Source organism: Rhizobium hidalgonense (genome assembly GCF_005862185.2).
In the GTDB taxonomy this organism is placed as follows: domain Bacteria; phylum Pseudomonadota; class Alphaproteobacteria; order Rhizobiales; family Rhizobiaceae; genus Rhizobium; species Rhizobium hidalgonense.
Genome location: NZ_CP054027.1, coordinates 2,249,266 through 2,274,783 on the forward strand (window position 1 = coordinate 2,249,266; position 25,518 = coordinate 2,274,783).

The window sequence follows — 25,518 nt, forward strand, 5'->3', positions numbered from 1 at the left end:
GATCAGTGCCGTCGTGCGTTGGCGGGAATGGACGAAACCGTTGCCGAGACAGGATCGCTTGCCGGAAAGCTGTCCTCAAGGCCTTCCTCGAGCTCCTCTTCCAGCATTTCGGCGTCGTGGCTCGAACGTGCACTCGGCTGGCCGATCAGGCCCTTGCTGCCTTCGTCGAAATTGCCGTTGCTCAGGGCATCGTAACGATTGATGCTGCCATCCGCCTCCCCGCCCGCAAAGCTGGTCAGCTGGACCATCATCACCTTGGCGTGGTCGACGGCCTTGGAGTGGTCGAGTTCGCCGTGAGAGTTGTCGATCTTGACGGAGATCGATTCCCCTCCCTCGCCCAAGAATTCGACGGTGAAGATGTCACCGGCCTGTGACACTCGCGTATCGATCAACTGCATGAAAACCTCCTGTGTCCGTCGATATCAACGGCAATCACAGTCGGTGAGTTCCACGGCAAGGCCATTCAGCGCCGACGTGTGTGGGCAGGAGGTTGGCAACCGCCTAGCCTCTCCGTGCCGCTTATGGTTAATTTATTAATAATTCAGAGTTTATAAAGGGAACGAAGCGGCCTTTCCGAGTGTTGATGGTGCGCCGCGGAGGAACCCCGATGATCCTGAAAATCCTTGCCCCTAAAATCGACACCGATTGCCATGCTACCGGCACCTATCCCGATGGGATCTTTGCCGAAAACCGGATCGATCTGTCCACTCGCCGCGACGGCCGCCGCCGCTCTCAGCACGAGCGCGACTACGGTGCCGGCAGACAACTGGAAAACCTGCCGGTCGGATTTGCCTGAGCGGCGTGCGCACCCATTGCCTGCTGCCTTGGAAGGCGTGATGCGCGACGCGTCACAGCCTGCGAAACACTAGGACGCCTGATGCAGGCAGCGCGGCCTCGAGCATTCCCGCCGTGGCTCTGATCTTTGCGCCGCCGTTGCCACATTCCAGCCGCCATAAGTCTCAGCATCGCTATTGAAGATCTCTTCCCAGAGGCCGTCTCCCAGACGCTCGCTGCGCGGCCGATAGCCATGCTGGAAGGCAGCGTCGTTCAGCGATCCGACCACGAGGAAATCCTCGCCGTCGGACGGTCATCGGAACCTCCAGATACTTCGGATTCCCCCGGCTCTGACTGTGTGGCCGTTTCTCACCCAGGCATGATCTGCCGCCCGGCCGGAAAAATACAAGTAAAGATTGATAATCTATTGGGTAAATTGCTGGCCGATACGGGCCACATTCAGAACAATAAATCATGGTTAACGGGCAGCGCTACACGTCCCTCCTCGTGTATTAAATCGAATTGGCGGACAGCAAGTGGGGGATATATTCCCATGGCCAATTCCCTCGTAAATCGGGAGAGAACCTATGGCCCAAGCCGTTAGAATAAACGATATTATCCGTTCCTTTGGCATCGATACACATATCGACTATACCGACGGAAAATATTCCAATGTCGGAGAAGTCGTTAAGGCACTCGATTATCTCGGCCTTGGCACGGTTCGCGATCACGCTCCCAACTCCGCTTCCGATCCTAACGGCCAAACACATCTCGGCAATGCGGCCGACGCCGGCGTGCAATTCGTCTTCAGCGCCCAGCGGGAGGTCGACCCCGCCAGCGTGGCCCAGCGGCTGCACGCCTTCGTTGAGGCCCATCCCGGCTCGGTCGTCGGCATCGAGGGGCCGAACGAGGTCAACAACTGGCCGGTCAGCTATCATGGCCTGAGCGGCCAGGCCGCAGCGGTTGCCTATCAGAAGGACCTGTCCGCCGCCGTCAATGCCGATCCGCTTCTGAAGAATATCCCGGTCCTCGGCTTTACCGGATATACGGTTGCCTCCGCCTCCGACTACACGACGATCCACACCTATGCGAAGGATGGCGACCAGCCATATTCATGGCTCTCCCGAGAATCCGGCGTTCAGCGCGCTGCCGATCCGGGCAAGCCGCTGGCGATAACCGAGACCGGCTACCATACCTCGCTCACCGCCGACACCAATGGCGGCTGGGAAGGTGTCAGCGAAGCGACGCAGGCAAAACTTCTGCTCAACACGCTGATGGACGGCGCAGCCCTCGGATCGAAACAGACCTTCCTCTACGAGCTGCTCGACGCCTATTCCGATCCGCAGGGCGCCAATCAGGAAAAGCATTTCGGCCTTTTTCATCTCGACTATTCGGCCAAGCCGGCTGCGACGGCGATCCACAATCTGACCGAAATACTGGCGGACGACGGTGTTCAGAAGGCAAGCTTCAGCGCAGGCACTCTCAACTATTCGATCGACGGCATGCCCTCCTCGGCGCACAGCCTGCTCACGGAAAAATCGGACGGAAGCTCCCAGATCATCATCTGGAACGAGCCCGATATCTGGAACCAGTCCACCGACACGGCCATTCAGGCCGCGGCGACAGGCGTCAAGGTCAATCTCGGGACCTCGTTCGGCTCTGTGAAGATTTTCGATCCGTTGAGCGGGACGACGGCGATCAAGAGCTTCAGCAATGTGTCGTCCCTGACCGTGGATGTCGTCGACCATCCCGTTATCATCGACATCGGAGGCGGTAGCGCCACCACGCCGCCGCCGGCCACCGGCCATATCTATGGCGGCGCGGGCAACGACACATTCACCGTAACCAACCCCACGCAAATCGTTGACGAAAGCAAGGGTGGCGGGACGGATACCGTCATGTCGTCGATCAGCTTCAGCCTCAGGGATACGGCGCATACGATCGGCGAGGTCGAGAATCTGACGCTGACCGGTACCGCGAATGTGAATGCCACGGGCAATGCGCTGGCAAATGTACTCGTCGGCAATTCCGGCAACAATATCCTCGATGGAAGCACCGGCGCCGACCGGATGTCGGGACACGGCGGCAACGACACCTACGTGATCGACAATGCGGGTGATTTTGCCGATGAAACAGGGGCATCCGGCAAGGACACCGTCAAGGCTTCGATCTCCTTCAGCCTGGCCGATCCGAAGCGCACGGCCGGAACGATCGAAAACCTGACCTTGACCGGGACGGCCAATCTCAACGCTGTCGGTAACAACACGGCCAACGTTCTCACCGGCAACGACGGCAGCAACTCGATCAATGGCGGCAAAGGCGCCGACCAGCTGAGCGGCGGGCTCGGCAACGACAAGCTTATCGGCAAAGCCGGCGCCGACATTCTGACCGGCGGCGCAGGCAGCGATAGCTTCGTCTTCGATGTGAAACCCGACAATATCAGCGTCGACAAGATCCGGGATTTCTCCGCCACGGCGGGCGACAAGCTGCTGCTCGACCATTCGATTTTCGCCGCGCTCAGCCTGTCCGCATTTTCGGAGGAGAATTTCGTTGTCGGCGCGAAAGCGCTCGAGGCGGATGACAGACTGATCTACGATCAGGCGAGCGGCATCCTATCTTTTGACGCGGATGGGAGTGCGGCGGGCACGGCGATCCATATCGCCGATCTCGACAATTCTCCGTCGCTTCACTTCAAAGATTTCGTGCTTGTCTGATCCGGCCGACCCGTCGCCCTTCGGCGGCGGGCTGCCGCAGCGCGCGCTTTTCCAGGCTGCTCTTGCCGGCATGACTTTCCCGGCCACATTCCTCCGTTGACGCCACTCGCAGCGCCGGAGAAACCTTTGCCCTGGATTGCCTATATCGTCCATTTCATCGCCGCGGCATTTATGACCGCCGGCATCCCGCATTTCGTCAACGGCGTCAGCGGCCGGCCTTTCCGTCTGCCAATGGCGCCGAGGGGCAAGCTCGGCTCGCCGATCGCGAATGTCGTCTGGGGCTGGGCGAATTTCCTCATCGCCTTTCTGCTGTTTGCCAATATCGGACCGCTCTACATCGGCACGCCCGGCGACACGATCTTCGTTGCCGCCGGCATGCTCGTCGCCGGCGTACTGCTCGCCCGGTATTTCGAAGGTGATGTCCGATAGTAACTTGCATAATGATAGTCACTGATATAGTGACTGCGGTATGCAACGGACGAGCTTCAGCGATTTCAAATGCCCGGTGGCGCGTGCGCTCGACAGCGTCGGCGACTGGTGGAGCATCCTGATCCTGCGCGACGCCTTTCAGGGACTTTCGCGCTTCGACGATTTCCAGAAGAGCCTCGGCGTGGCGCCGAACATCCTGACGCGGCGGCTCAAGCACCTGACGGATCAGGAGCTGTTCGAACGGCGTCTCTACCATCAGCGCCCTGCCCGCTACGAATATGTGCTGACGGACAAGGGCCGCGATTTCTTTCCGGTGCTGATGACGCTGTTTTCCTGGGGAAGCCGGCACATTCCGGAAGAAGACCTCGCCTTTCTGCTCGGCGATACCGCGGGCAAATCGCGCCAGACGGTGCTTGTGGACACGCGGACCGGCGAACAGGTGACACCCGAAAACACCAGCCTGCTTGCAGGCCCCGCCGCCGATGACGAGGTGCGTGCGCGGATTGCCCGCATGCGCGCCTGGTATCTGGGCATCGACGCCTAAAAAGGAGAATAGAATGGATCGCATCGTTGTCACCGGCATGGGACTTGTCTCGCCACTGGGCACCGGCGTCGAGCCCGCCTGGAAACGTCTCGTCGACGGCGCCTCGGGTCTCAGAGTGCTTACCGAGGATGTGGTCGGCGAGCTCTCAGCCAAGGTCGGCGGTGTCGTTCCTGATATCGGTGAGGATGCAGAGGCCGGCTTCGATCCGGACCGCACCATCACGCCCAAGGACCAGAAGAAAATGGATCGCTTCATCCACTTCGCCATGGCGGCGACGGAGGAAGCAGTCAAACAGGCCGGCTGGATGCCCACTGGCGAAGGCGAACGCGAGCGCACCGCGACGATCATCGCCTCCGGGGTCGGAGGCTTTCCGGCGATCGCCGAAGCGGTGCGGATCGGTGAGGCGCGCGGCGTGCGGCGGCTGTCGCCCTTCACCGTGCCGTCCTTCCTCGTCAACCTTGCCGCCGGCCAGGTCAGCATCCGCTACGGCTTCAAGGGGCCGCTCGGCGCGCCGGTGACGGCCTGCGCGGCCAGCGTCCAGGCGATCGGCGATGCGGCGCGGCTGATCCGCTCCGGCGAAGCCGATGTGGCGATCTGCGGCGGCGCCGAGGCCTGCATCGACAAGGTGAGCCTCGGCGGCTTTGCTGCTGCGCGTGCACTTTCCACCGGTTTCAACGAGACGCCGGAGCTGGCCTCGCGGCCCTTCGACACGGCGCGCGACGGTTTCGTCATGGGCGAAGGCGCCGGCATCCTGGTCATTGAAAGGCTCGAGCATGCGCTTGCCCGTGGCGCTATGCCGCTTGCAGAACTCGTCGGCTACGGCACGGCGGCGGACGCCTACCATATGACGTCAGGCCCCGAAGACGGCAACGGCGCACGCCGGGCGATGGAGGCCGCCCTCCGGCAGGCGAAGATTGCGGCTTCTGAGGTCAAGCACCTGAACGCGCATGCAACCTCGACACCGGTCGGCGACAGAGGCGAGATTGCCGCGATCGGCACGGTCTTCGGGCGCGATGGCGGCATTGCCGTCAGTGCGACGAAATCGGCGACCGGCCATCTGCTCGGGGCGGCCGGCGGGCTGGAGGCGATCTTCACCATCCTGGCGCTGCGCGACCAGATCGCCCCGCCGACCCGCAACCTGGTTGAGGCCGATCCTGATGCCGACGGCATCGATATTGTCGGCAAGACGGCGCGGCCGGTGGCGATGGACTATGCCATTACCAACGGCTTCGGCTTCGGCGGGGTGAATGCCAGCGCCCTCTTCCGGCGCTGGTCGTAAATCAGCTTTCCCTAAACGGAAAATCGCCTACACTTCTGCTCCATCAGGGATGCCTTTCCTGATGGAGCTGGAGATCACCCATGCGCGCCTTCTTCGCAGTCGTCATTCTGTGTGCCGCGTCCATACTCTCCGCCATCTCGGCCCGCGCCGAAGATCCGATCGACACGACGCGGACGATGATCGAGGAACAGATCAAAGCCTTCCTCAAGGACGATGCGGAGACCGCCTATTCCTTCGCCGCTCCCGGCATCAGGGCGATGTATCCCGACAAGAACCTGTTCTTCGCCATGGTCAAGAAGAGCTACGAACCGGTCTACCATCCCGGCAACTACGCCTTTGGCCGCAGCCGCTCGATCGACAATGGTGCGCTGATCTATCACGAGGTGCTGATCTCAGGCCGCGACGGCAAGGACTGGACGGCGATCTACCAGATGACCCGCCAGCCGGACGGCAGCTACAGGATCAACGGCGTACAGATCATGCCGGATGCCGACAGCAAGGGCATCTAGTGGATTAAACATCCCTGCAGATTAAAGTTGTGTCCGTCGTTCCCGGAACGTATAGGGCTCAGGTCTTTCAATCCGGGGATGAAACTCAATGCTTTCCTTCAAGTGGTTGGTCACCGCTACGGTGATCGGCGTCGCCGCCATGCCGACGATTGCGCAGGCGGAATCCTTTTCGAAGCTTAAAGGGCAGGATTACGCCATCGGCAAACTCACCAAGGGGAAGGCCGGCGGCTACGGTTGGGTCGTCTCAAACGGCAGCAAGCGGTTTTTCTGCCGGCTGGATGCCAGCCTGGCTTATGTCGACAAGAAAGAGATGGTGAGCATCCTTGCGAGCGGACGGCTGATCAAGCTGGACCGTGCCGCGTTTGAGGCGTCGATCGGTGGCCCAGACCCGTCGATCCCGCAATGGAGCGATCTTCAGGCCGGCCGCGTCAAGCCGGCGGACGTTGGAAGCTGCACTCCTGCGGCCTGACGAACAGAAGATATCGGCAGCAGGTGACCGTCACCACGAGAGGGCAGATCATACGGGTTGGAGATCGCCCCTCGCCCATTCCTCCTGCGTCTCCGCCATGAAATCGGCGAACCGACCTTCGGCGATCGCCTTGCGGATGCCCTGCATCAGTTCCTGGTAATAGGCGAGATTGTTCCAGGAGAGCAGCATGCCGCCGAGCGCCTCGTTGGAGCGGACGAGATGGTGGAGATAGGCGCGGGAATAGTCTCGCGAGGCCGGGCAGTTCGACTGTTCGTCGAGCGGGCGCATATCCTCGGCATGGCGGGCATTGCGGATATTGACCTTGCCGCGGCGGGTAAAGGCCAGGCCGTGGCGGCCGGAACGGGTCGGCATGACGCAGTCGAACATGTCGATGCCGCGGGCGACCGACTTCAAAATATCGTCCGGCGTGCCGACGCCCATGAGGTAACGGGGCTTTTGCCCGGGCAGCACCGGCAGCGTCGTTTCCAGCATCTGCAGCATGACGTCCTGCGGCTCGCCAACGGCAAGGCCGCCGATCGCATAACCTTTGAGGTCGAGCTGGCTCAGCGCCTGCGCCGAACGGATGCGCAGGGCCGGAATATCACCGCCCTGGACGATGCCGAACATCGCCTTCCCCGGCTGCTCGCCGAAGGCGACCCTGCAGCGCTCGGCCCAGCGCAGCGACATTTCCATGGCGCGCTCGATCTCCTTCGGCTCGGCCGGCAACGCCACACATTCGTCAAGCTGCATCTGGATGTCGGAGCCGAGCAGGCCCTGGATTTCGATGGACCGCTCCGGCGACATATGGTGCAGGCTGCCGTCGACATGCGATTTGAAGGTGACGCCTTGCTCGTCGAGCTTGCGCAGGCCGGAGAGCGACATGACCTGGAAACCGCCAGAGTCCGTCAGGATCGGATGCTCCCAGCGGATCAGCTTGTGCAGGCCGCCGAGGCGGGCGACGCGCTCAGCCGTCGGGCGCAGCATCAAGTGATAGGTATTGCCGAGGATGATGTCGGCGCCGGTTTCGCGCACCTGGTCGAGATACATGGCCTTGACGGTACCGACGGTGCCGACCGGCATGAAGGCCGGCGTGCGGATTTCGCCGCGCGGCATGGAAATTTTTCCGAGGCGCGCGCCGGCATCGGTCTTGTCAAGCGTGAATTGGAAGGTCTCTGTCATGTATCTTTCCGGAAAAGAAGGCTCGCGTCGCCGTAAGAGTAGAAGCGGTAGCCTGTCGAGATGGCGTGATTATAGGCCGCGTGCATGGTCTCGAAGCCTGAAAAGGCCGAGACCAGCATGAACAGCGTCGAGCGCGGCAGATGGAAATTGGTCATCAGCATGTCGACCGCCTTGAAGCGGTAACCGGGCGTGATGAAGATGCCAGTGGCGCCGGCCCAGGGCTTGATCTCGCCGCTTTCTTCCGCGGCACTCTCGATCAGCCGCAGCGAGGTGGTGCCGACGCAGATGATGCGCCCGCCCCTTGCCTTGACGGCATTCAGCCGTGCGGCGGCCTCAGCGCTGACGGTGCCGGTTTCCAGATGCATCTTGTGATCGGCGGTATCGTCTGCCTTCACAGGCAGAAAGGTGCCGGCGCCGACATGCAGCGTGACAAAATGGCGTTCGATGCCGGCTCTGTCGAGCGCTTCGAACAGGCCAGGCGTAAAATGCAGGCCGGCGGTTGGCGCGGCGACGGCGCCGTCTTCTCGAGCATAGATTGTCTGGTAATCCGCGCGGTCGCGCTCGTCCTCCGGGCGCTTGGCGGCGATGTAGGGCGGCAGCGGAATATGGCCGACGGCGGCGATCGCCTCGTCGAGCGCCGGGCCGGAAAGATCGAAGGCGAGCGTCACTTCACCAGCCTCGCCCTTTTCCTCGACGGTAGCATCGAGCGAGCCGAGGAAGCAGCTTTCGCCGCTATGACCAAAGGAAATGCGGTCACCCTCCTTGATGCGCTTGCCGGGCTTGGCAAAGGCTTTCCAGCGGCTCGGGCCGACGCGCATATGCAGCGTCGCCGACACCTGCTGGCCGCCGGCGCCATCGCGATGGCGGATGCCTTCGAGCTGGGCGGGAATGACCTTGGTATCGTTGAAAACAAGTGCGTCGCCCGCCCGCAGGAAGGAGGCGAGATCGCTGACGCGATGATCGGAGAGCATGTTGCCTGCATTGGGATCGACGACGAGCAGGCGCGCGCTGTCTCGCGGCTCGGCGGGCCGCAACGCGATGCGTTCATCGGGCAGATCGAAATCGAAAAGGTCTACGCGCATTAGGGCACTTTCAAAGCGAAACCCGCCCTCGCGCAGTCACGCAAGGGCGGGTTTCAGCAGAAATCACAATCAGACGTCGGCGGCAACCCGCATCGAGACGATCGAGTCCGGATCGGAAACCGGCTCGCCGCGCTTGATCTTGTCGACATTGTCCATGCCTTCGATGACCTGGCCCCAGACGGAATACTGCTTGTTCAGCCAGGGCGCATCGGTAAAGCAGATGAAGAACTGCGAGTTGGCAGAGTTCGGGTTCTGCGAACGGGCCATCGAGCAGGTGCCGCGCGTATGCGTGGTCGCGGAGAATTCAGCCTTCAGATCCGGCTTCGAGGAGCCGCCCATGCCGGCGCGACCGGGATTGAAGGTTTCCGAGCCCTTCTTGCCGAATTCGACATCGCCCGTCTGGGCCATGAAATCCTGGATGACGCGGTGGAAGACGACGCCGTCATAGGCCTTCTCGCGAGCGAGTTCCTTGATGCGGGCGACATGTTCAGGGGCGACCTGCGGCAGAAGCTGAATGACAACCTTGCCCTTGGTGGTTTCCAGAATGATGGTGTTTTCGGGATCCTTGATCTCGGCCATAATCTTCTCCTCTTGTTTCTCTCGTAACTTACTTCTTGCCCAGGGTGACCTTGATCATCCGGTCGGGACTTTTGACTTCGCCGTTCTGGCCTTCGCCGCGCTTGATCTTGTCGACATTCTCCATGCCGGAAACGACCTTGCCGACGACGGTGTACTGGCCGTTCAGGAAGGAGCCGTCGGCGAACATGATGAAGAACTGCGAATTGGCGGAATTCGGATCCTGCGAGCGGGCCATGCCGACCGTGCCGCGCACAAACGGGGTCTTGGAGAATTCAGCCGGAATGTCGGGCATGTCGGAGGAGCCGGTGCCGGCAAGGCTGGCATCGAAGCCCTTTTCCATGTTGCCATATTTGACGTCGCCCGTCTGGGCCATGAAACCCTCGATGACACGGTGGAAGGCGACGTTGTCGTATTCGCCCTTCTTGGCCAGCGCCTCGATCTGGGCGACATGCTTCGGCGCCACCTCAGGCATGAGCTGGATGACGACAGGGCCGTCCTTCAACTGCACGGTCAGATAATGATCGGCCGACTGGGCGAAGGCATCGCCGGCGAAGGAGGCGAGATACAATACGCCGGCAAATGCGAGATAAAAGAGTTTCATGTGGGCTCCATTGCGGCGGGTTCCGCCTGGTCTTTGCGCTTGCTCGTCTTTGTCTTGCAAGTCTTTGTAGTTGTTAATTTTGGCGCTTGGATGTGAGGGCTTGTAAGACGGCGGCCGGCACGAAGGCGCTGACATCGCCGCCCATGGCGGCGATCTGGCGGACCAATGTGGCGGTAATGGGCCGAGAGGCCGTGCCCGCCGGCAAAAAGATGGTCTGGATATCGGGCGCCATCGTCCTGTTCATGCCGGCCATCTGCATCTCATAATCAAGATCGGTGCCGTCGCGAAGCCCGCGGATCAGAAGCGTGGCGCCATGGGTGCGGGCGGCATCGACGACCAGATTGTCAAAGGCAACGACGGCGATATCGCCGGTCTTGCCGGGCAGCGCTTCGGCGAGCGAAAGGCGGATCAGCTCGGCCCTCTCCTCGAAGGAAAACAGCGGCGCCTTGCCGGGATGGATGCCGATCCCAACGATCACCTTTTCGGCGACGTTCAGCGCCTGGACAAGAAGATCCACATGCCCGTTGGTGATCGGGTCAAAGGACCCCGGATAAAAAGCTGTCGTCATCTGGCCCGACCGTTGTTTGACGCCTTTTGTCACGGATGCCGCCTTCCCGCAAGTGATTTGGGCAACCATCCCGGACGGTTGAACGGCGGATGAATGACCCGTTCAAGGCGGTTTCAGACAGGATCTGCTAAATTCAAATCGTCAAGACAGCCGATGCCATTCTGGCATCCGGCGCTCCCCGAAAGACAAGATCCATGCTGATCGTGCTCGTTGCACTTGCCGTCGTTTCCTCGCTGGCCGCCGAGAAGGCTTATGGCTATTTCGCCGATCGCTACGAGGTGAGCTGGGTGCGGCCGGCGCTTGCCGAGCATGCGGCGATCGTGCGCGCTCAAGGCCGGCTGCGTGGAAAAGAGAGCCGCCTGCGTGAAAAAACCGACGTTCGAATCTGAACGCCAGATGAACGAGACATTCAAGGAGGCTTCAGATCGGCATTGGTAAACACCGCCTCAACATCCGGCGGAACCATTTTAAAACGGATGCGTTCATTCAACCGACACATAGATGCGATTATCGCGGCAGGAAGGACTAAAGATGCCCGGCAAGATTACGATGATTAACGTGCTCTGGATGGTAATGGTCACGGGCATGCTGACCGCAACTGTCGCGCTCTATGATCAGAAGGCTGATACGTCCAAGGTTTATGGTCCCTATGCTTCGGCCCGGACGGCCGTACTGGGCCAGTACTGAGGGGCGACAACGCAACTCCCCAGGAAAGGAATGCCTATGTTCACGATCTTGACAGTGCTCACCGCCCTCATCAGCGTCATGTTCATAGTGTCTGTTGCCTCGACGATATCAGCGCTCCGGCGCGAAGGTGAAGAGGTCAAGGCGCTGAACGAAAGACATAGAGCGTTCTGACTTTCCTTTTTTCCAACCCCTTCCCCAGCTTGAGCGGCACCCTTCCGCTGCCCAAGGCCTTTCAAAGCCGGATGCACCCAGCGTCCGGCTTTTTCTTTGGGTGTGGTCGACCACCCCGGCTTGAAAGGAAAAGGGCGGCCCGAAGCCGCCCCGTTCAAATTATTCCTGGGTAGGTCCGGCCGGATCACCATCGGCAATCGGCGCTTCGCCGGCAGCACCTTCCTCGGCAGCAGCAGCACCTTCGGCGACCTCGACAGCCTCCTCCGCCTCATCGTCCTCCGGTTCACTGATGCGCTCGACCGAGACGACTTTTTCGTCCTTGTGCGTCGAGAAGATGGTGACGCCCTTGGTGGCGCGGCTGGCGATGCGGATGCCGCCGACCGGCACGCGGATCAGCTGGCCGCCATCGGAAACCAGCATGATCTGATCGCCGTCATCGACGGGGAAAGCCGCGACCAGTTCGCCGATCTCGCCCGTCTTCGACGTGTCGGTGGCGCGGATGCCCTTGCCGCCGCGGCCGGAGATGCGGAAGTCGTAGGAAGACGAACGCTTGCCGAAGCCCTTTTCCGAGACCGTCAGGACGAACTGTTCGCGGTCTCTCAACACTTCGTAGCGATCGTCGGAGAGCTGTCCCTCTTCGGTGACTTCTTCGCCGACCAGAGCGATGTCTTCTTCATCAACGCCCGTGGCACGCCGTTCGGCGGCGGAGCGCTTCAGATAGGCGGCGCGCTCCCACGGCTCGGCATCGACATGGCCGACGATCGTCATCGAGATAATGCGGTCGCTTTCGCCGAGATTGATGCCGCGCACGCCGATCGAGTTGCGGCCGGCAAAGACGCGAACGTCGTCGACGGAGAAGCGGATACATTGGCCGAGCGCCGTGGTCAGCAGAACGTCATCACGTTCCGTGCAGGTCTCGACGGAGAGGATTTCGTCGCCCTCCTCCTCGAGCTTCATGGCGATCTTGCCGTTGCGGTTGACCTGGACGAAGTCCGACAGTTTGTTGCGGCGAACCGTACCGCGCGTCGTCGAGAACATGACGTCGAGATTGTCCCAGCTCGCCTCGTCCTCGGGCAAGGGCAGGATGGTGGTGATGCGTTCGCCGGGTGCCAGCGGCAGCATATTGATCAGCGCCTTGCCGCGCGAGGTCGGCGTGCCGATCGGCAGACGCCAGACCTTCTCTTTGTAGACGATGCCACGCGACGAGAAGAACAGCACAGGCGTATGCGTATTAACCACAAACAGCCGGCTAACGAAATCCGCGTCGCGAGTGGTCATGCCGGAGCGACCCTTGCCGCCGCGGCGCTGGGCGCGATAGGTGGTCAGCGGCACGCGCTTGATATAGCCGAGATGCGAAACGGTGACGACCATATCCTCGCGGGCGATCAGATCCTCATCGTCCATTTCGAGGCCACCATCGACGATCTCGGTTCGGCGCGGCGTGCCGAATTCGTCGCGGACGGCAATCAGTTCGTCCTTGACGATCGTCTGGATGCGGACGCGCGACGAGAGAATATCGAGGTAATCCTTGATCTCTTCGCCGATTTTGTTGAGTTCGTCGCCGATTTCGTCACGGCCAAGCGCCGTCAGGCGGGCAAGGCGCAGTTCGAGGATGGCGCGGGCCTGCTCTTCAGAGAGATTGTAGGTCAGGTCCTCGTTGATGCGGTGACGCGGATCGTCGATCAGACGGATCAGGCTCTCGACATCTTCGGCCGGCCAGCGGCGGGTCATCAGTTCTTCGCGGGCCGACTGCGGATCGGGCGCCTGGCGGATGACGCGGATGACTTCGTCGATATTGGCGACGGCAATGGCAAGGCCGACCAATACATGGGCACGGTCGCGCGCCTTGCGCAGCAGGAATTTCGTTCTCCGGCTAACGACTTCCTCGCGGAAGGAGACGAAAGCACGCAGCATGTCAAGCAGCGTCAGTTGTTCCGGCTTGCCGCCGTTCAGCGCCACCATGTTGCAGCCAAAGGATGTCTGCAGCGGCGTATAGCGGTAGAGCTGGTTGAGGATCACATCGGCATTGGCATCGCGCTTCAACTCGACGACGACGCGATAACCCTGGCGGTCGGATTCGTCGCGCAGATCGGAGATGCCTTCGATGCGCTTGTCGCGCACCAGCTCGGCCATCTTCTCGATCATCGTCGCCTTGTTCACCTGGTAGGGAATCTCGGTGATGATGATCTGCTCGCGATCGCCGCGCATCGGCTCGATGGCGGCGACGCCGCGCATGATCACCGAACCGCGGCCGGTCTCATAGGCCGAGCGGATGCCGGCACGGCCGAGGATCTTTGCACCCGTCGGGAAGTCAGGGCCGGGAATGATCTGCATCAGGTCCGGCAGTTCGATGGCCGGATCGTTGATCAGCGCGATGCAGCCGTCGATGACTTCGGAGAGATTGTGCGGCGGGATGTTGGTCGCCATGCCGACGGCAATGCCGCCGGCGCCGTTGACGAGCAGGTTCGGGAATTTGGCCGGTACCACGACCGGCTCGGAGAGTGTGCCGTCATAGTTATCGCGGAAATCGACGGTTTCCTTGTCGAGATCGTCGAGCAGCGAATGGGCCGCCTTTTCCAGGCGGCATTCGGTGTAACGTTCGGCCGCCGGTGGATCGCCGTCGACGGAGCCGAAATTGCCCTGACCGTCGATCAGCGGCAGCCGCAGCGACCAGGGCTGGGCCATGCGGGCAAGCGCGTCATAGATCGCGGAATTGCCGTGCGGATGGTATTTACCCATCACGTCACCGGTGACGCGGGCGCATTTGACGTATTTCTTGTTCCAGTCGATGCCGAGCTCGGACATGCCGTAGAGGATGCGCCGGTGCACGGGCTTCAGGCCGTCGCGCACGTCGGGCAGTGCGCGGCTGACGATGACGCTCATCGCGTAATCGAGATACGACCGCTGCATTTCCTCCATGATGGAGATGGGCTCGATGCCTGGCGGGAGCTTCCCGCCGCCGGGGGGTGTTTGCTCAGTCAAAACAGATCACGATCTCTTCTAGAATCACTTGAAGATTTATAGCGGAAAGCCTGTTCCCGCGCCAATTTCACGGTGCGTTTTGAACAGGCTTTTGCGGCTTAAAGAGGGTAAAACATACAAGTCGCGGGGCGGGAGCGGACAAATCCGCTGCCGGCGGCCGCGGGATATTTGCCAAATCGGAATCCCCGCTTCACAATCATAAAAACCATGTGACTATATGCGGTTTCGGAGAGACGATGGCAAGCGCCGACCAATTGATCAACGCCTTCACGACGCTGCTCGTCACCATCGACCCGCCGGGGCTGGCGCCGATCTTCCTGGGGCTGACGACGGGCATGAGCCGGGCCGAGCGCACGCAGGTGGCGCTGCGCGGTTCGACCATCTCCTTCATCATCCTCGCCGTCTTCGCCCTGTTCGGCGCAAGCGTTCTCGGCGTGCTCGGCATCTCGATCGGCGCCTTCCGCATCGCCGGCGGGCTGCTGCTCTTCTGGATCGCCTTCGAGATGGTGTTCGAGCGGCGGCAGGAGCGCAAGGAGAAGGCCAGCGAGGCTGCCGTCACCAAGGATCACATCGAAAATATCGCCGTCTTCCCGCTCGCCTTGCCGCTGATCGCAGGCCCCGGCGCGATCTCGGCGACGATCCTGCTGGCCGGCACGCTGCCGACCACCGTCGAAAAAGCCCAGTTGATCGGCGTCATCGCCGCCAATCTGTTGCTGACCTTCCTGATGCTGCTGATCGCCGACAGGCTCGACCGCTTCCTCGGCGTCACCGGCAGGGCGATCCTCACACGGCTCCTAGGCGTCATCCTCGCCGCCCTTGCGGTGCAATTCGTCGTTGACGGTGCAAAAGCCGCGCTCAATCTCATCAGCGCGACGCCGCATTGAACGGCGCAATTCCAAAGAAAAAGAGCATGATGCCATTCAAAGGCATCATGCTCTCCAACTCTTCTCCAAGCTAGGAAAAGCGGTTGATCAGAACGGGATGTCGTCGTCGAGATCGCGCGAGAAGTTACCGCCGCCACCACCGCCGCGGCTCGGCGATGAGGAGGGAGCCGGGGCGCCGTAATCGTCGCCGTAATCATTGTTGCTGCTGCCACGGCCGCCGCCGGAGCTTGCACCGCCGCCTTCACCGCGGCCGTCGAGCATGGTCAGCGTCGAGCCGAAGCCCTGCAGCACCACTTCAGTGGAGTAGCGGTCCTGGCCCTGCTGGTCCTGCCACTTGCGGGTCTGCAACTGGCCTTCGATATAAAGCTTGGCGCCCTTCTTCACATATTGTTCAACGACCTTACAGAGGCCCTCGTTGAAGACCACGACGGTGTGCCATTCGGTCTTTTCACGGCGCTCGCCGGAATTGCGGTCGCGCCAGGTCTCCGAGGTCGCGATACGAAGATTGGCGATCGGCCGGCCATCCTGAGTGCGGCGGATTTCCGGGTCCGCACCGACGTTTCCAATCAGAATTACCTTGTTTACGCTACCAGCCATGCTTCTCACCCTGCCTGCCGCCCTGCCCGGCGGCGTTAATCGATCAGCGCACCTTAAACCATCGCGGACCGCCGATGCGCGTGAACGGTCGTTAATCCACATGTTTATCCCATCAGAAAGCCGCATGCATTCATCAGGAATTTTGTTCTTTCTTTGTTCTAGTTTATCCGTATGATCCTGTCAACAGAATCGAAAACCTTGACTGTAGCGGACATTCAGCCTCGACTCGCCGGTCGGCATCACTAAATAAGGGCTGTTATCCCAAAGGACCAAAGCTGAGACGATGAGCGAACTGAAGACGATCTCCATCCGCGGCGCGCGCGAGCACAATCTCAAGGGCATCGATCTCGATCTGCCGCGCAACAAGCTGATCGTCATGACCGGTCTTTCCGGTTCGGGCAAATCCTCGCTGGCCTTCGACACGATCTATGCCGAGGGCCAGCGCCGTTATGTCGAGAGCCTGTCTGCCTATGCCCGGCAATTCCTCGAAATGATGCAGAAGCCCGACGTCGACCAGATCGACGGGCTGTCGCCGGCGATCTCGATCGAGCAGAAGACCACTTCGCGCAATCCGCGTTCGACGGTCGGCACCGTCACCGAGATCTACGATTATATGCGCCTGCTGTTTGCCCGCGTCGGCGTTCCCTATTCGCCGGCGACCGGCCTGCCGATCGAGAGCCAGACGGTCAGCCAGATGGTCGACCGCGTCCTCGATTTCGGCGAGGGCACCCGTCTTTATATTCTCGCGCCGCTCGTGCGCGGGCGCAAGGGCGAATACAAGAAGGAACTCGCCGAGCTGATGAAGAAAGGCTTCCAGCGCGTCAAGGTCGATGGCCAGTTCTACGAGATCGCCGAGGCGCCGGTGCTCGACAAGAAATACAAGCACGACATCGACGTGGTCGTCGACCGCATCGTCGTGCGCTCAGATGTTTCGGCCCGCCTGGCCGACAGCCTGGAGACTTGCCTGAAGCTCGCCGACGGGCTGGCGGTTGCCGAATTCGCCGACAAGCCGCTGCCGCCGGAAGAGACCTCGGCCGGCGGCTCGGCCAACAAATCGCTGAACGAGACGCATGAGCGCGTGCTGTTTTCGGAGAAATTCGCCTGCCCGGTCTCCGGCTTCACGATCCCGGAGATCGAGCCCAGGCTCTTCTCCTTCAACAATCCTTTCGGCGCCTGCCCGACCTGCGACGGCCTCGGCGCCCAGCAGAAGATCGATCCGGACCTGATCGTGCCCGAGCCCGAGCGGACGCTGCGCGACGGCGCGATCGCGCCCTGGGCCAAATCGACCTCGCCCTATTACAACCAGACGCTGGAAGCACTCGGCAAACATTACGGCTTCAAGCTCGGCACCCGCTGGAACGATCTGTCCGACGAAGCCAAGGACGTTATCCTCAACGGCACCGAAGACAAGATCGAATTCCATTACGCCGACGGAGCGCGCTCCTATACGACGCACAAGAATTTCGAGGGCATCATCACCAATCTCGAGCGCCGCTGGAAGGAGACCGATTCCGCCTGGGCGCGCGAGGATATCGAGCGCTTCATGTCGGCTGCTCCCTGCCCTTCCTGCAACGGCTTCCGCCTGAAGCCGGAGGCCTTAGCGGTGAAGATCGGCACGCTGCATATCGGCGAAGTCACCGGCATGTCGATCCGCGTCGCCCGCGACTGGTTCGAGACGCTGCCGGCGAGCTTCAACGCCAAGCAGAACGAGATTGCGGTGCGCATCCTGAAGGAAATCCGCGACCGGCTGCGCTTCCTCAACGATGTCGGCCTGGAATATCTCAGCCTGTCGCGCAACTCGGGCACGCTGTCTGGCGGCGAAAGCCAGCGCATCCGGCTTGCCTCGCAGATCGGCTCGGGGCTGACCGGGGTGCTCTACGTGCTCGACGAGCCGTCGATCGGCCTGCACCAGCGCGACAATGCCCGGCTGCTCGATACGCTGAAGCACCTGCGCGACATCGGCAACACGGTCATCGTCGTCGAACATGACGAGGACGCGATCATGACGGCCGACGACGTGGTCGATATCGGCCCGGCTGCCGGCATTCATGGCGGTGAGGTTATCGCCCACGGCACGCCGCAGGATATCATGGACAGTCCGATGTCGCTGACCGGCAAATACCTCTCGGGCGAACTCGGCGTTCCCGTTCCCAACGAGCGCCGCAAGCAGAAGAAGGGCCGCGAGATCAAGGTCGTCGGCGCCCGCGGCAACAATCTGAAGAACGTTACGGCATCGATCCCACTCGGCGTGTTCACGGCGGTGACCGGCGTTTCCGGCGGCGGCAAGTCCACCTTCCTGATCGAGACGCTGTATAAATCGGCGGCACGGCGCGTCATGGGCGCGCGTGAAAACCCGGCCGATCACGACCGCATTGACGGCTTCGAGCATATCGACAAGGTGATCGACATTGACCAGTCGCCGATCGGCCGCACGCCGCGCTCCAATCCGGCGACCTATACCGGCGCCTTCACACCGATCCGCGATTGGTTCGCCGGCCTGCCGGAAGCCAAGGCGCGCGGCTACCAGCCCGGCCGCTTCTCGTTCAACGTCAAGGGCGGGCGCTGCGAAGCCTGCCAGGGCGATGGCGTCATCAAGATCGAGATGCACTTCCTGCCGGATGTCTATGTCACCTGCGATGTCTGCCACGGCAAGCGCTACAACAGAGAGACGCTCGACGTCACCTTCAAGCAGAAGTCGATTGCCGACGTGCTCGACATGACCGTGGAGGAAGGCGTCGATTTCTTCGTGGCGGTGCCGGCCGTGCGCGATAAGCTGCAATCGCTGAAGGATGTCGGCCTCGGTTATATCAAGGTCGGCCAGCAGGCGAATACGCTCTCCGGCGGCGAGGCGCAGCGCGTCAAGCTGGCCAAGGAGCTGTCGAAACGCTCGACGGGGCGCACGCTCTATATTCTCGACGAACCGACGACCGGCCTGCATTTCCACGACGTCGCGAAGTTGCTCGAAATGCTGCACGAACTGGTCAACCAGGGCAATTCGGTGGTGGTGATCGAACACAATCTCGAAGTGATCAAGACGGCCGACTGGGTGCTCGATTTCGGTCCCGAAGGCGGCGATGGTGGCGGAGAGATTGTGGCTGTCGGCACGCCCGAAGCGATCGTCAAGGAGAAACGCTCCTATACCGGACATTTCCTGAAGGAATTGCTGGAGCGGCGGCCGGCGAAGAAGGCGGTTGCGGCGGAATGACGATGCGGCTGGCGTCGCCCGATGATCTCAAAACGATCGCGACACTGACGGCAGCCGCATATCTGCTCTATACCCATCTCTTCGGTGCGCCACCGATCCCGGTGCCCTCTACAGTGCCTTCGGATTTCAGGGAACGGGTCGCCGGCCGAGCGCATATCGGCCAGGATGGTCGCTCGTCCACGTGACGAAAGAGATCGATGCGGCCAGAACGGCTGCGAACGGGGAGGACGACATGACGAAATCCGGCACTATCCGCACCGGCATCGGCGGCTGGACCTTCGAGCCCTGGCGCGGGCATTTCTTTCCCGATGACCTGAAGCAGAAGGATGAGCTGAATTTTGCCAGCCGCCAGTTGAAGGTTATTGAGGTCAACGGCACCTATTACAGCACGCAGAAGCCGGCGGTCTTTGCCAAATGGGCAGCCGACGTGCCCGAGGGTTTCATCTTTTCACTGAAGGCGACGCGTTTCGTCACCAATCGGCGGGTGCTTGCCGAAGCCGGTGAATCGATGGAGCGTTTCCTGTCATCGGGGATCAGCGAACTCGGCGATCATCTCGGGCCGCTGCTCTGGCAGTTCGCTCCGACGAAGAAGTTCGATCCGGACGATTTCGAGGCCTTCCTCAAACTGCTGCCGACAAAACAGGACGGGCTGGCGCTCCGCCACGTGGTCGAGGTCCGGCACGATTCCTTCAAGGTGCCGGAGTTTGTGGCGCTGCTTGCCAAATATGGCGTGGCGCCTGTTTGCGCCGAACATTTCGAATATCCGATGATCGCCGATGTCACGGCCGATTTCGTCTATGCCAGGCTGCAGAAGGGTTCGGACGATATTCCGACCTGCTATCCCGACAAGGACCTGGAGGCTTGGGCAAAGCGGCTGGAGACCTGGGCCGAGGGCAAGGTCCCCGACGATCTGCCGCTGATCGACGGGGATCGCAAGGTCAAGGCCGAGCCGCGCGACGTCTTCGCCTTCATGATCCATGAGGGCAAGGTGAATGCGCCGCATGGGGCGATCGCCCTGCAGCAGGCGCTGGCGAAATAAGCCAGCCCAATCTCGGAGCGGTTATGCCCCGACCGGGCTAGAGCGGCAATACGTGGGCCGCGAGTTCCTCCGCCGTCAGCCCCTTGCCGGCGCGGTGGCCGGCTGCGCCGTGCAGCCAGACGCCGGCGGCGGCGGCCTCGAAGGCCGGCAGGCCCTGCGCGAGCAATCCGCCGATAACGCCGGCGAGCACATCGCCGGATCCGGCGGTGGCAAGCCAGGCGGGCGCGTTGGTATTGATCAGCGCCCGGCCATCTGGCGCGGCGATGACGGTATCGGCGCCCTTGTAGACGATCGCGGCATTGGCGCGGCGGGCAGCGGCCAGGGCCTTGTCCACCTTCCCCAGCCCATCGTCGCCTGAGATATCGGGAAAGAGCCGCGAATATTCACCTTCGTGCGGCGTCAACACCAGGCGCGGTTCGCCTCGGAAAAGATCGAAAAGCTGCTGCGGATCGTCCTTGAACGAGGAGATGCCGTCGGCATCGAGCACGAGATGGCGATCGGCAAGGGCGGTGACGAAGCCGCGTGCCCTGGCGCCGATGCCGAAACCGGGACCGAGGACGAATGTCTGCAGCCGCTTGTCGGCAAGCCAGGCATCGAGTTCGGCCTCGTCGTCAATGGCATGCAGCATCACGGCTGTGAGATGCGCGGCATTGGCGGCCATCGCCGCATGCGGGGCGGCGATCGTCACCAGGCCGGCGCCGGCCTTCAGGCCCGAGATCGCCGACATGCGCGCGGCCCCCGTCTTGTCGGCCTCGCCTGAAAACACCACCAGATGACCGCGCTTGTATTTGTGGGTTTCCAGCTGCTCGACCGGCAGCACCGCCCTCCAGGCGTCAGGCCTGTTTTCGTCGATGGCGCCACTTGCCTCGGCCCTGACGATGCGGGCGGGAATGCCGATATCGAAGACTTCCAGTTCACCGCAAAGCTCCCTGCCCGGCATCAGCAGGTGCCCGGGCTTGCGGGTCATGAAGGTGATGGTGTTCTGCGCCTTGAAGGCCGCACCCAGCACCCTGCCGGTACGGCCATCGAGGCCGGAGGGCAGATCAATGGCGAGCACCGGAGGACCGGCCTCGGCGACCCGCTCGATCACCGCGCGGACTTCGGCCGGCACGTCGCGGCCGAGCCCTGCGCCAAACAACCCATCGATGACGACGTCGCCGCTTTCGGGACTATAGAGGTAGAGCTCCTGTCCCTGGAGCGCGCAGCCGGCGTGGGCGCGGGCGGCATCGCCCTTCAGCCTGGAGGGATCGCCAAAATGGAGGACTGCCACTGCAGCTCCGCCCTCCTGCAGGTGCCTTGCTGCCACATAGGCGTCTCCGCCATTGTTGCCCGGCCCGCAGAGCACGACGAAGCGCCGCGCGCCGGGATGAAGGCGCAGGGCCGCAGCCGCGACCGCGGCACCTGCCCTTTCCATCAGGCCAAAAGAATCAATACCGGATGCGGCAGCCGCCGCATCGACTGCGGCCATCTCGGCAGGCGTGAGAAGAAGGTCGGACAGTTGGTGACTCATTGGTCTATTCAATCGAAAAACGCCTAAAAAACAACCGCCTGAAAAATTAAAGAAACGAACCAATTTTGTGCATTTGCCTATCTTTTCATCCTACCTAGACGTGATTGCGCGATTCCTTAAACATAGGTTTTTTCCGACTTTCGATATGATTTTGATCGAAGGGCAGAGTTTTGCGGCAGTTTTGTCACCAAATCGACATCAGAATCTCCGCAAATGCGGCGGTTTCGGCGAAATTCGCGGATTTTTTTAGGAAGACGGATTTCAAACTGGCACGATATCTGCATCATATCCGGCGAGCGGGAAAATTCCTGCCATAACGGGAGAAGCGGAGAGACATTTTCTCATGAAAAAGATCGAAGCGATCATTAAGCCTTTCAAGCTGGACGAAGTGAAGGAAGCTCTTCAGGAAGTCGGCCTGCAGGGTATCACGGTCACTGAGGCCAAGGGTTTCGGCCGTCAGAAGGGTCACACGGAACTTTACCGCGGCGCCGAATACGTCGTCGATTTCCTGCCGAAGGTAAAGGTCGAGGTCGTGCTGGCCGACGAGAACGCGGAAGCGGTCATCGATGCGATCCGCAAGGCGGCGCAGACCGGCCGCATCGGCGACGGAAAAATCTTCGTCTCCAACGTCGAAGAGGTTATCCGCATCCGTACCGGCGAGACCGGCATCGACGCCATCTGACCCACTTTGCCAAGCGCGCAAAGTTCGATACGGTCAGCGCAGCCATGTTTTGTCATCGTAAATCGGAGGAAGGTATTTAATGGCGTCCGCAAGCGAAATTCTGAAGCAGATCAAGGAGAACGACGTAAAGTTCGTCGATCTGCGCTTCACCGACCCAAAGGGCAAGCTGCAGCATGTGACGATGGACGTTGTCTGCGTCGACGAGGACATGTTCGCTGACGGCGTGATGTTCGACGGCTCCTCGATCGGCGGCTGGAAGGCCATCAACGAGTCCGACATGGTGCTGATGCCCGATACCGAGACGGTGCATATGGACCCGTTCTTTGCTCAGTCGACCATGGTCATCATGTGCGATATCCTCGATCCGGTCTCCGGCGAGGCCTATAACCGCGATCCGCGCGGCACCGCCAAGAAGGCCGAAGCCTATCTCAAGGCGTCCGGTATCGGCGACACGATCTTCGTCGGCCCGGAAGCCGAATTCTTCGTGTTCGACGACGTCAAGTACAAGGCCGATCCCTACAATACCGGCTTCAAGCTCGACTCGACCGAACTACCGTCGAACGACGACACCGATTACGAAACCGGCAACCTCGGCCATCGCCCGCGCGTCAAGGGCGGTTATTTCCCGGTTCCGCCGGTCGACAGCGCCCAGGACATGCGCTCGGAAATGTTGACTGTGCTCTCCGAAATGGGCGTCGTCGTCGAAAAGCATCACCATGAAGTGGCAGCCGCCCAGCACGAACTCGGCATCAAGTTCGACACGCTGGTGCGCAACGCCGACAAGATGCAGATCTACAAATACGTCGTGCACCAGGTGGCCAATGCCTACGGCAAGACGGCGACCTTCATGCCGAAGCCGATCTTCGGCGACAACGGCTCGGGCATGCACGTGCACCAGTCGATCTGGAAGGGCGGCAAGCCGACCTTTGCCGGCGACGAATACGCCGGTCTCTCCGAGAGCTGCCTCTACTACATCGGCGGCATCATCAAGCATGCCAAGGCGATCAACGCCTTCACCAATCCGTCGACGAACTCCTACAAGCGTCTCGTTCCGGGTTATGAGGCGCCGGTGCTGCTGGCATACTCGGCTCGCAACCGCTCGGCCTCCTGCCGCATTCCGTTCGGCTCCAACCCGAAGGCCAAGCGCGTCGAAGTCCGCTTCCCGGATCCGACCGCCAACCCCTATCTCGCCTTCGCCGCCATGCTGATGGCCGGCCTCGACGGCATCAAGAACAAGATCCATCCCGGCAAGGCCATGGACAAGGATCTTTACGACCTGCCGCCGAAGGAGCTGAAGAAGATCCCGACCGTCTGCGGCTCGTTGCGCGAAGCGCTCGAAAGCCTCGACAAGGACCGCAAGTTCCTGACCGCCGGCGGCGTTTTCGACGACGACCAGATCGATGCCTTCATCGAATTGAAGATGGCAGAGGTGATGCGTTTCGAAATGACGCCGCATCCGGTCGAATACGACATGTATTATTCAGCCTAACCGGCTGCCAAGAAGGAATGCCCCGGTTCGCCGGGGCTTTCCCCTCCCCGGGTCATGGACGCCAGCAGGAGGATATGACGTTCATGTGACGCGTTCGCGCAAAAATCTTGATTTGCGCGGCACCAATCACCAAATTTGGTGATGAAAGGAAGTCGTACCATGAAAGAAAGAATAGCAAAGTTCAGTATCGGCGAAGTGGTTCGGCACAAGGTTTTTCCGTTTCGCGGCGTCATCTTCGACGTTGATCCGGAGTTCGCGAATACGGAGGAATGGTGGAATTCCATTCCGGCCGAAGTGCGCCCGAGCAGGGACCAACCCTTCTATCACCTGCTCGCCGAAAATGACGAAAGCGAATATGTCGCTTATGTGTCGGAGCAGAACCTGACGAACGATGAAAGCGGCACGCCGCTTCGCAATCCGCAGATCTATCAGATTTTCGATCAGGCCCCGTCAGGGCAGTTCAAACCCAAGATGAGCTTCGCCCATTAAAATCGGCTTGCCCGGCAAGTGAAACAAGGCCTCGCCTCTCCCAGCGAGGCCTTTTCTTTTGGCGCAAAATTCCGGCTGCCGCCACCTTTTCCCCGTGATGACGGGGAGCAGGGACAAGCCGCAAGATCTCGGTCCCTCGCCAACGCCTCGAAGGGGGACCTATCAACAAAAAACCCGGCGCGAAGCCGGGTTTTTATTCAAATATGGCGGCAGGATTACTGCGCCTTGGCTGCCTTCTGGGCGTCTTCCAGCTTCTTGCGGGCTTCTTCGGCCTTCTTCTGCATGCCTTCCTGCAGGCTGCGCTGGCTTTCAGCGAGCTTGGATTCGGAAACCGGTTCGCCGTCATAAGCACCGGTGAAGCCTTCGAGCGAAATCTTGATCGGGTTCGGGGCGCGGCGGAAGTTGATCGAGGTGAAGATCACGTCGCTGCCCTTCTTGAGGCTGGCGATCATTGCATCGGTCAGCGGAATTTCAGCCGTGCACTTGTCCGGCAGGCAGACGGCGTAGTCGAGCTTCTGGCCCTTGCCGCCGTCGATCTGCATGATGATGCCCGGGGGGATCAGGCGTGCGGTAGGTACCGACACCTGCAGGAGCTTGCGGTTGATCTTGCCGGTAACCGAGATCAGGCCGACGGCCGTGACAAGCTGGCCGCCATTGGCGAGAATCAGGTTCTGGACAACACAGATGTCGTTGTCTTCTTGCTTGCTGCAGGTCTTGTACCAGCCGAGCTTCGGAGCGCCGGCGGCCTGCGCCGGAGCATCGGCCGGAGCCTGTGCCGCCGCATCCTGGGCGAAGGAGGAGACCGGAGCCGAAGCGGCGCCGAACATCACTGCCAGAACGGACAGTGCTGCCCGCATTTTCTTTTCAGACTTGAACATCATAACGAATTCCGTCTCCTGATATCCGTTCGGAGCAGCGACTTGCCGCCCCAACCATCGGGTCGTTCGGCACCCACCTCTTAAAAAAATAAGGCAAATGCATGACCCCGAAACTTCGGGTTCACCTGTTACATCGCAGCGTTCAAGATATCCAGCATTTCTTTGGCAATTTGAGGCG

Annotated in this window: 25 protein-coding genes and 2 pseudogenes; 16 read left to right on the top strand and 11 right to left on the bottom strand. The window is 61.1% G+C overall.

Translation table 11 applies throughout. The annotated features are described in order from the left end of the window. Positions 1–2: 2 nt before the first annotated feature. Complete coding sequence (locus FFM81_RS10735; protein ID WP_003573135.1) at positions 3–398, bottom strand: hypothetical protein; 396 nt, start codon at positions 396–398, stop codon at positions 3–5. A gap of 209 nt (positions 399–607) precedes the next feature. On the opposite strand from FFM81_RS10735, the gene FFM81_RS10740 reads away from it, so the two are divergent. After that, positions 608–796: a hypothetical protein gene (locus FFM81_RS10740; RefSeq protein ID WP_003573137.1), complete on the top strand. Its 189-nt coding sequence runs from the start codon at positions 608–610 to the stop codon at positions 794–796. Positions 797–848: 52 nt separating this feature from the next. Here FFM81_RS10740 and FFM81_RS33235 read toward each other — a convergent pair. Next, positions 849–1,084 (bottom strand): annotated as a pseudogene (locus FFM81_RS33235) (alpha amylase C-terminal domain-containing protein); the annotation flags it as partial. Positions 1,085–1,361: 277 nt separating this feature from the next. On the opposite strand from FFM81_RS33235, the gene FFM81_RS10745 reads away from it, so the two are divergent. The 6 genes from FFM81_RS10745 (at position 1,362) to FFM81_RS10770 (ending at position 6,718) form a co-directional block, all read left to right on the top strand. Further along, entirely contained in the window at positions 1,362–3,488 is a 2,127-nt protein-coding gene (locus FFM81_RS10745; protein ID WP_128397484.1) for a calcium-binding protein, read from the top strand. A gap of 126 nt (positions 3,489–3,614) precedes the next feature. Next, complete coding sequence (locus FFM81_RS10750) at positions 3,615–3,917, top strand: hypothetical protein (protein ID WP_097533493.1); 303 nt, start codon at positions 3,615–3,617, stop codon at positions 3,915–3,917. A gap of 40 nt (positions 3,918–3,957) precedes the next feature. Next, positions 3,958–4,461 carry a winged helix-turn-helix transcriptional regulator gene (locus FFM81_RS10755; RefSeq protein ID WP_003573141.1) on the top strand — a complete coding sequence of 168 codons (504 nt, stop codon included), beginning with the start codon at positions 3,958–3,960 and terminating at the stop codon, positions 4,459–4,461. 13 nt (positions 4,462–4,474) lie between these two features. Next, on the top strand, positions 4,475–5,740 hold the full coding sequence (gene fabF, locus FFM81_RS10760; RefSeq protein ID WP_138384293.1) for a beta-ketoacyl-ACP synthase II: 1,266 nt from the start codon (positions 4,475–4,477) through the stop codon (positions 5,738–5,740). Positions 5,741–5,820: 80 nt separating this feature from the next. Next, positions 5,821–6,249, top strand: a complete 429-nt coding sequence (locus FFM81_RS10765; protein ID WP_003573145.1) for a DUF4864 domain-containing protein — start codon at positions 5,821–5,823, stop codon at positions 6,247–6,249. 121 nt (positions 6,250–6,370) lie between these two features. After that, on the top strand, positions 6,371–6,718 hold the full coding sequence (locus FFM81_RS10770; RefSeq protein ID WP_246401080.1) for a hypothetical protein: 348 nt from the start codon (positions 6,371–6,373) through the stop codon (positions 6,716–6,718). A gap of 48 nt (positions 6,719–6,766) precedes the next feature. On the opposite strand, the gene tgt is transcribed toward FFM81_RS10770, so the two are convergent. The 5 genes from tgt to coaD all read right to left on the bottom strand — a co-directional run bounded on the left by tgt (position 6,767) and on the right by coaD (position 10,727). Then, a complete protein-coding gene (gene tgt / locus FFM81_RS10775; RefSeq protein WP_097533496.1) occupies positions 6,767–7,897 on the bottom strand; it encodes a tRNA guanosine(34) transglycosylase Tgt in 1,131 nt (376 codons plus the stop codon). Next, the gene (gene queA, locus FFM81_RS10780; RefSeq protein ID WP_025416169.1) at positions 7,894–8,979 is read right to left on the bottom strand and encodes a tRNA preQ1(34) S-adenosylmethionine ribosyltransferase-isomerase QueA; all 1,086 of its coding nucleotides are present in this window, start codon (positions 8,977–8,979) and stop codon (positions 7,894–7,896) included. The genes tgt and queA overlap by 4 nt, the downstream gene beginning before the upstream one ends. A gap of 69 nt (positions 8,980–9,048) precedes the next feature. Next, complete coding sequence (locus FFM81_RS10785) at positions 9,049–9,558, bottom strand: peptidylprolyl isomerase (protein ID WP_003573154.1); 510 nt, start codon at positions 9,556–9,558, stop codon at positions 9,049–9,051. A 28-nt stretch (positions 9,559–9,586) separates the two neighbouring features. Further along, the gene (locus FFM81_RS10790; protein WP_003573156.1) at positions 9,587–10,159 is read right to left on the bottom strand and encodes a peptidylprolyl isomerase; all 573 of its coding nucleotides are present in this window, start codon (positions 10,157–10,159) and stop codon (positions 9,587–9,589) included. A gap of 73 nt (positions 10,160–10,232) precedes the next feature. Beyond that, positions 10,233–10,727 carry a pantetheine-phosphate adenylyltransferase gene (gene coaD / locus FFM81_RS10795; RefSeq protein ID WP_128397483.1) on the bottom strand — a complete coding sequence of 165 codons (495 nt, stop codon included), beginning with the start codon at positions 10,725–10,727 and terminating at the stop codon, positions 10,233–10,235. Between the two features lie 131 nt (positions 10,728–10,858). Between coaD and FFM81_RS10800 the strand changes: the two genes are divergently transcribed. Continuing rightward, positions 10,859–11,116 carry a hypothetical protein gene (locus FFM81_RS10800; RefSeq protein WP_343073718.1) on the top strand — a complete coding sequence of 86 codons (258 nt, stop codon included), beginning with the start codon at positions 10,859–10,861 and terminating at the stop codon, positions 11,114–11,116. 142 nt (positions 11,117–11,258) lie between these two features. Beyond that, positions 11,259–11,414, top strand: coding sequence for a hypothetical protein (locus tag FFM81_RS10805; protein WP_003573160.1), 156 nt, complete (start codon positions 11,259–11,261; stop codon positions 11,412–11,414). Between the two features lie 330 nt (positions 11,415–11,744). On the opposite strand, the gene gyrA is transcribed toward FFM81_RS10805, so the two are convergent. After that, entirely contained in the window at positions 11,745–14,567 is a 2,823-nt protein-coding gene (gene gyrA / locus FFM81_RS10810) for a DNA gyrase subunit A (RefSeq protein ID WP_138384294.1), read from the bottom strand. A 236-nt stretch (positions 14,568–14,803) separates the two neighbouring features. Between gyrA and FFM81_RS10815 the strand changes: the two genes are divergently transcribed. After that, positions 14,804–15,451, top strand: a complete 648-nt coding sequence (locus FFM81_RS10815) for a MarC family protein (RefSeq protein ID WP_138384295.1) — start codon at positions 14,804–14,806, stop codon at positions 15,449–15,451. An 87-nt stretch (positions 15,452–15,538) separates the two neighbouring features. Here the strand turns inward: FFM81_RS10815 and FFM81_RS10820 are convergent, their stop codons facing one another. Then, entirely contained in the window at positions 15,539–16,048 is a 510-nt protein-coding gene (locus tag FFM81_RS10820) for a single-stranded DNA-binding protein (protein WP_025416164.1), read from the bottom strand. 283 nt (positions 16,049–16,331) lie between these two features. Between FFM81_RS10820 and uvrA the strand changes: the two genes are divergently transcribed. From uvrA to FFM81_RS10835, 3 genes and pseudogenes are all read left to right on the top strand, one after another. Beyond that, on the top strand, positions 16,332–19,253 hold the full coding sequence (gene uvrA / locus FFM81_RS10825; protein WP_138384296.1) for an excinuclease ABC subunit UvrA: 2,922 nt from the start codon (positions 16,332–16,334) through the stop codon (positions 19,251–19,253). Next, positions 19,250–19,458 (top strand): annotated as a pseudogene (locus tag FFM81_RS10830) (hypothetical protein); the annotation flags it as partial. The gene uvrA and the pseudogene FFM81_RS10830, both read left to right, overlap by 4 nt. 27 nt (positions 19,459–19,485) lie before the next feature. Further along, complete coding sequence (locus FFM81_RS10835) at positions 19,486–20,292, top strand: DUF72 domain-containing protein (protein ID WP_003573170.1); 807 nt, start codon at positions 19,486–19,488, stop codon at positions 20,290–20,292. A gap of 37 nt (positions 20,293–20,329) precedes the next feature. Here FFM81_RS10835 and FFM81_RS10840 read toward each other — a convergent pair whose 3' ends face one another. Beyond that, the gene (locus FFM81_RS10840; RefSeq protein ID WP_025416161.1) at positions 20,330–21,802 is read right to left on the bottom strand and encodes a bifunctional ADP-dependent NAD(P)H-hydrate dehydratase/NAD(P)H-hydrate epimerase; all 1,473 of its coding nucleotides are present in this window, start codon (positions 21,800–21,802) and stop codon (positions 20,330–20,332) included. Positions 21,803–22,145: 343 nt separating this feature from the next. Between FFM81_RS10840 and FFM81_RS10845 the strand changes: the two genes are divergently transcribed. The 3 genes from FFM81_RS10845 to hspQ all read left to right on the top strand — a co-directional run bounded on the left by FFM81_RS10845 (position 22,146) and on the right by hspQ (position 24,462). Further along, positions 22,146–22,484, top strand: a complete 339-nt coding sequence (locus tag FFM81_RS10845; RefSeq protein WP_003539626.1) for a P-II family nitrogen regulator — start codon at positions 22,146–22,148, stop codon at positions 22,482–22,484. Positions 22,485–22,563: 79 nt separating this feature from the next. Then, the gene (gene glnA, locus FFM81_RS10850) at positions 22,564–23,973 is read left to right on the top strand and encodes a type I glutamate--ammonia ligase (protein ID WP_003573174.1); all 1,410 of its coding nucleotides are present in this window, start codon (positions 22,564–22,566) and stop codon (positions 23,971–23,973) included. A 159-nt stretch (positions 23,974–24,132) separates the two neighbouring features. Next, the gene (gene hspQ, locus FFM81_RS10855; protein WP_003573176.1) at positions 24,133–24,462 is read left to right on the top strand and encodes a heat shock protein HspQ; all 330 of its coding nucleotides are present in this window, start codon (positions 24,133–24,135) and stop codon (positions 24,460–24,462) included. Between the two features lie 215 nt (positions 24,463–24,677). Here the strand turns inward: hspQ and FFM81_RS10860 are convergent, their stop codons facing one another. After that, a complete protein-coding gene (locus FFM81_RS10860) occupies positions 24,678–25,343 on the bottom strand; it encodes an invasion associated locus B family protein (protein WP_025416160.1) in 666 nt (221 codons plus the stop codon). Positions 25,344–25,518 lie beyond the last annotated feature (175 nt).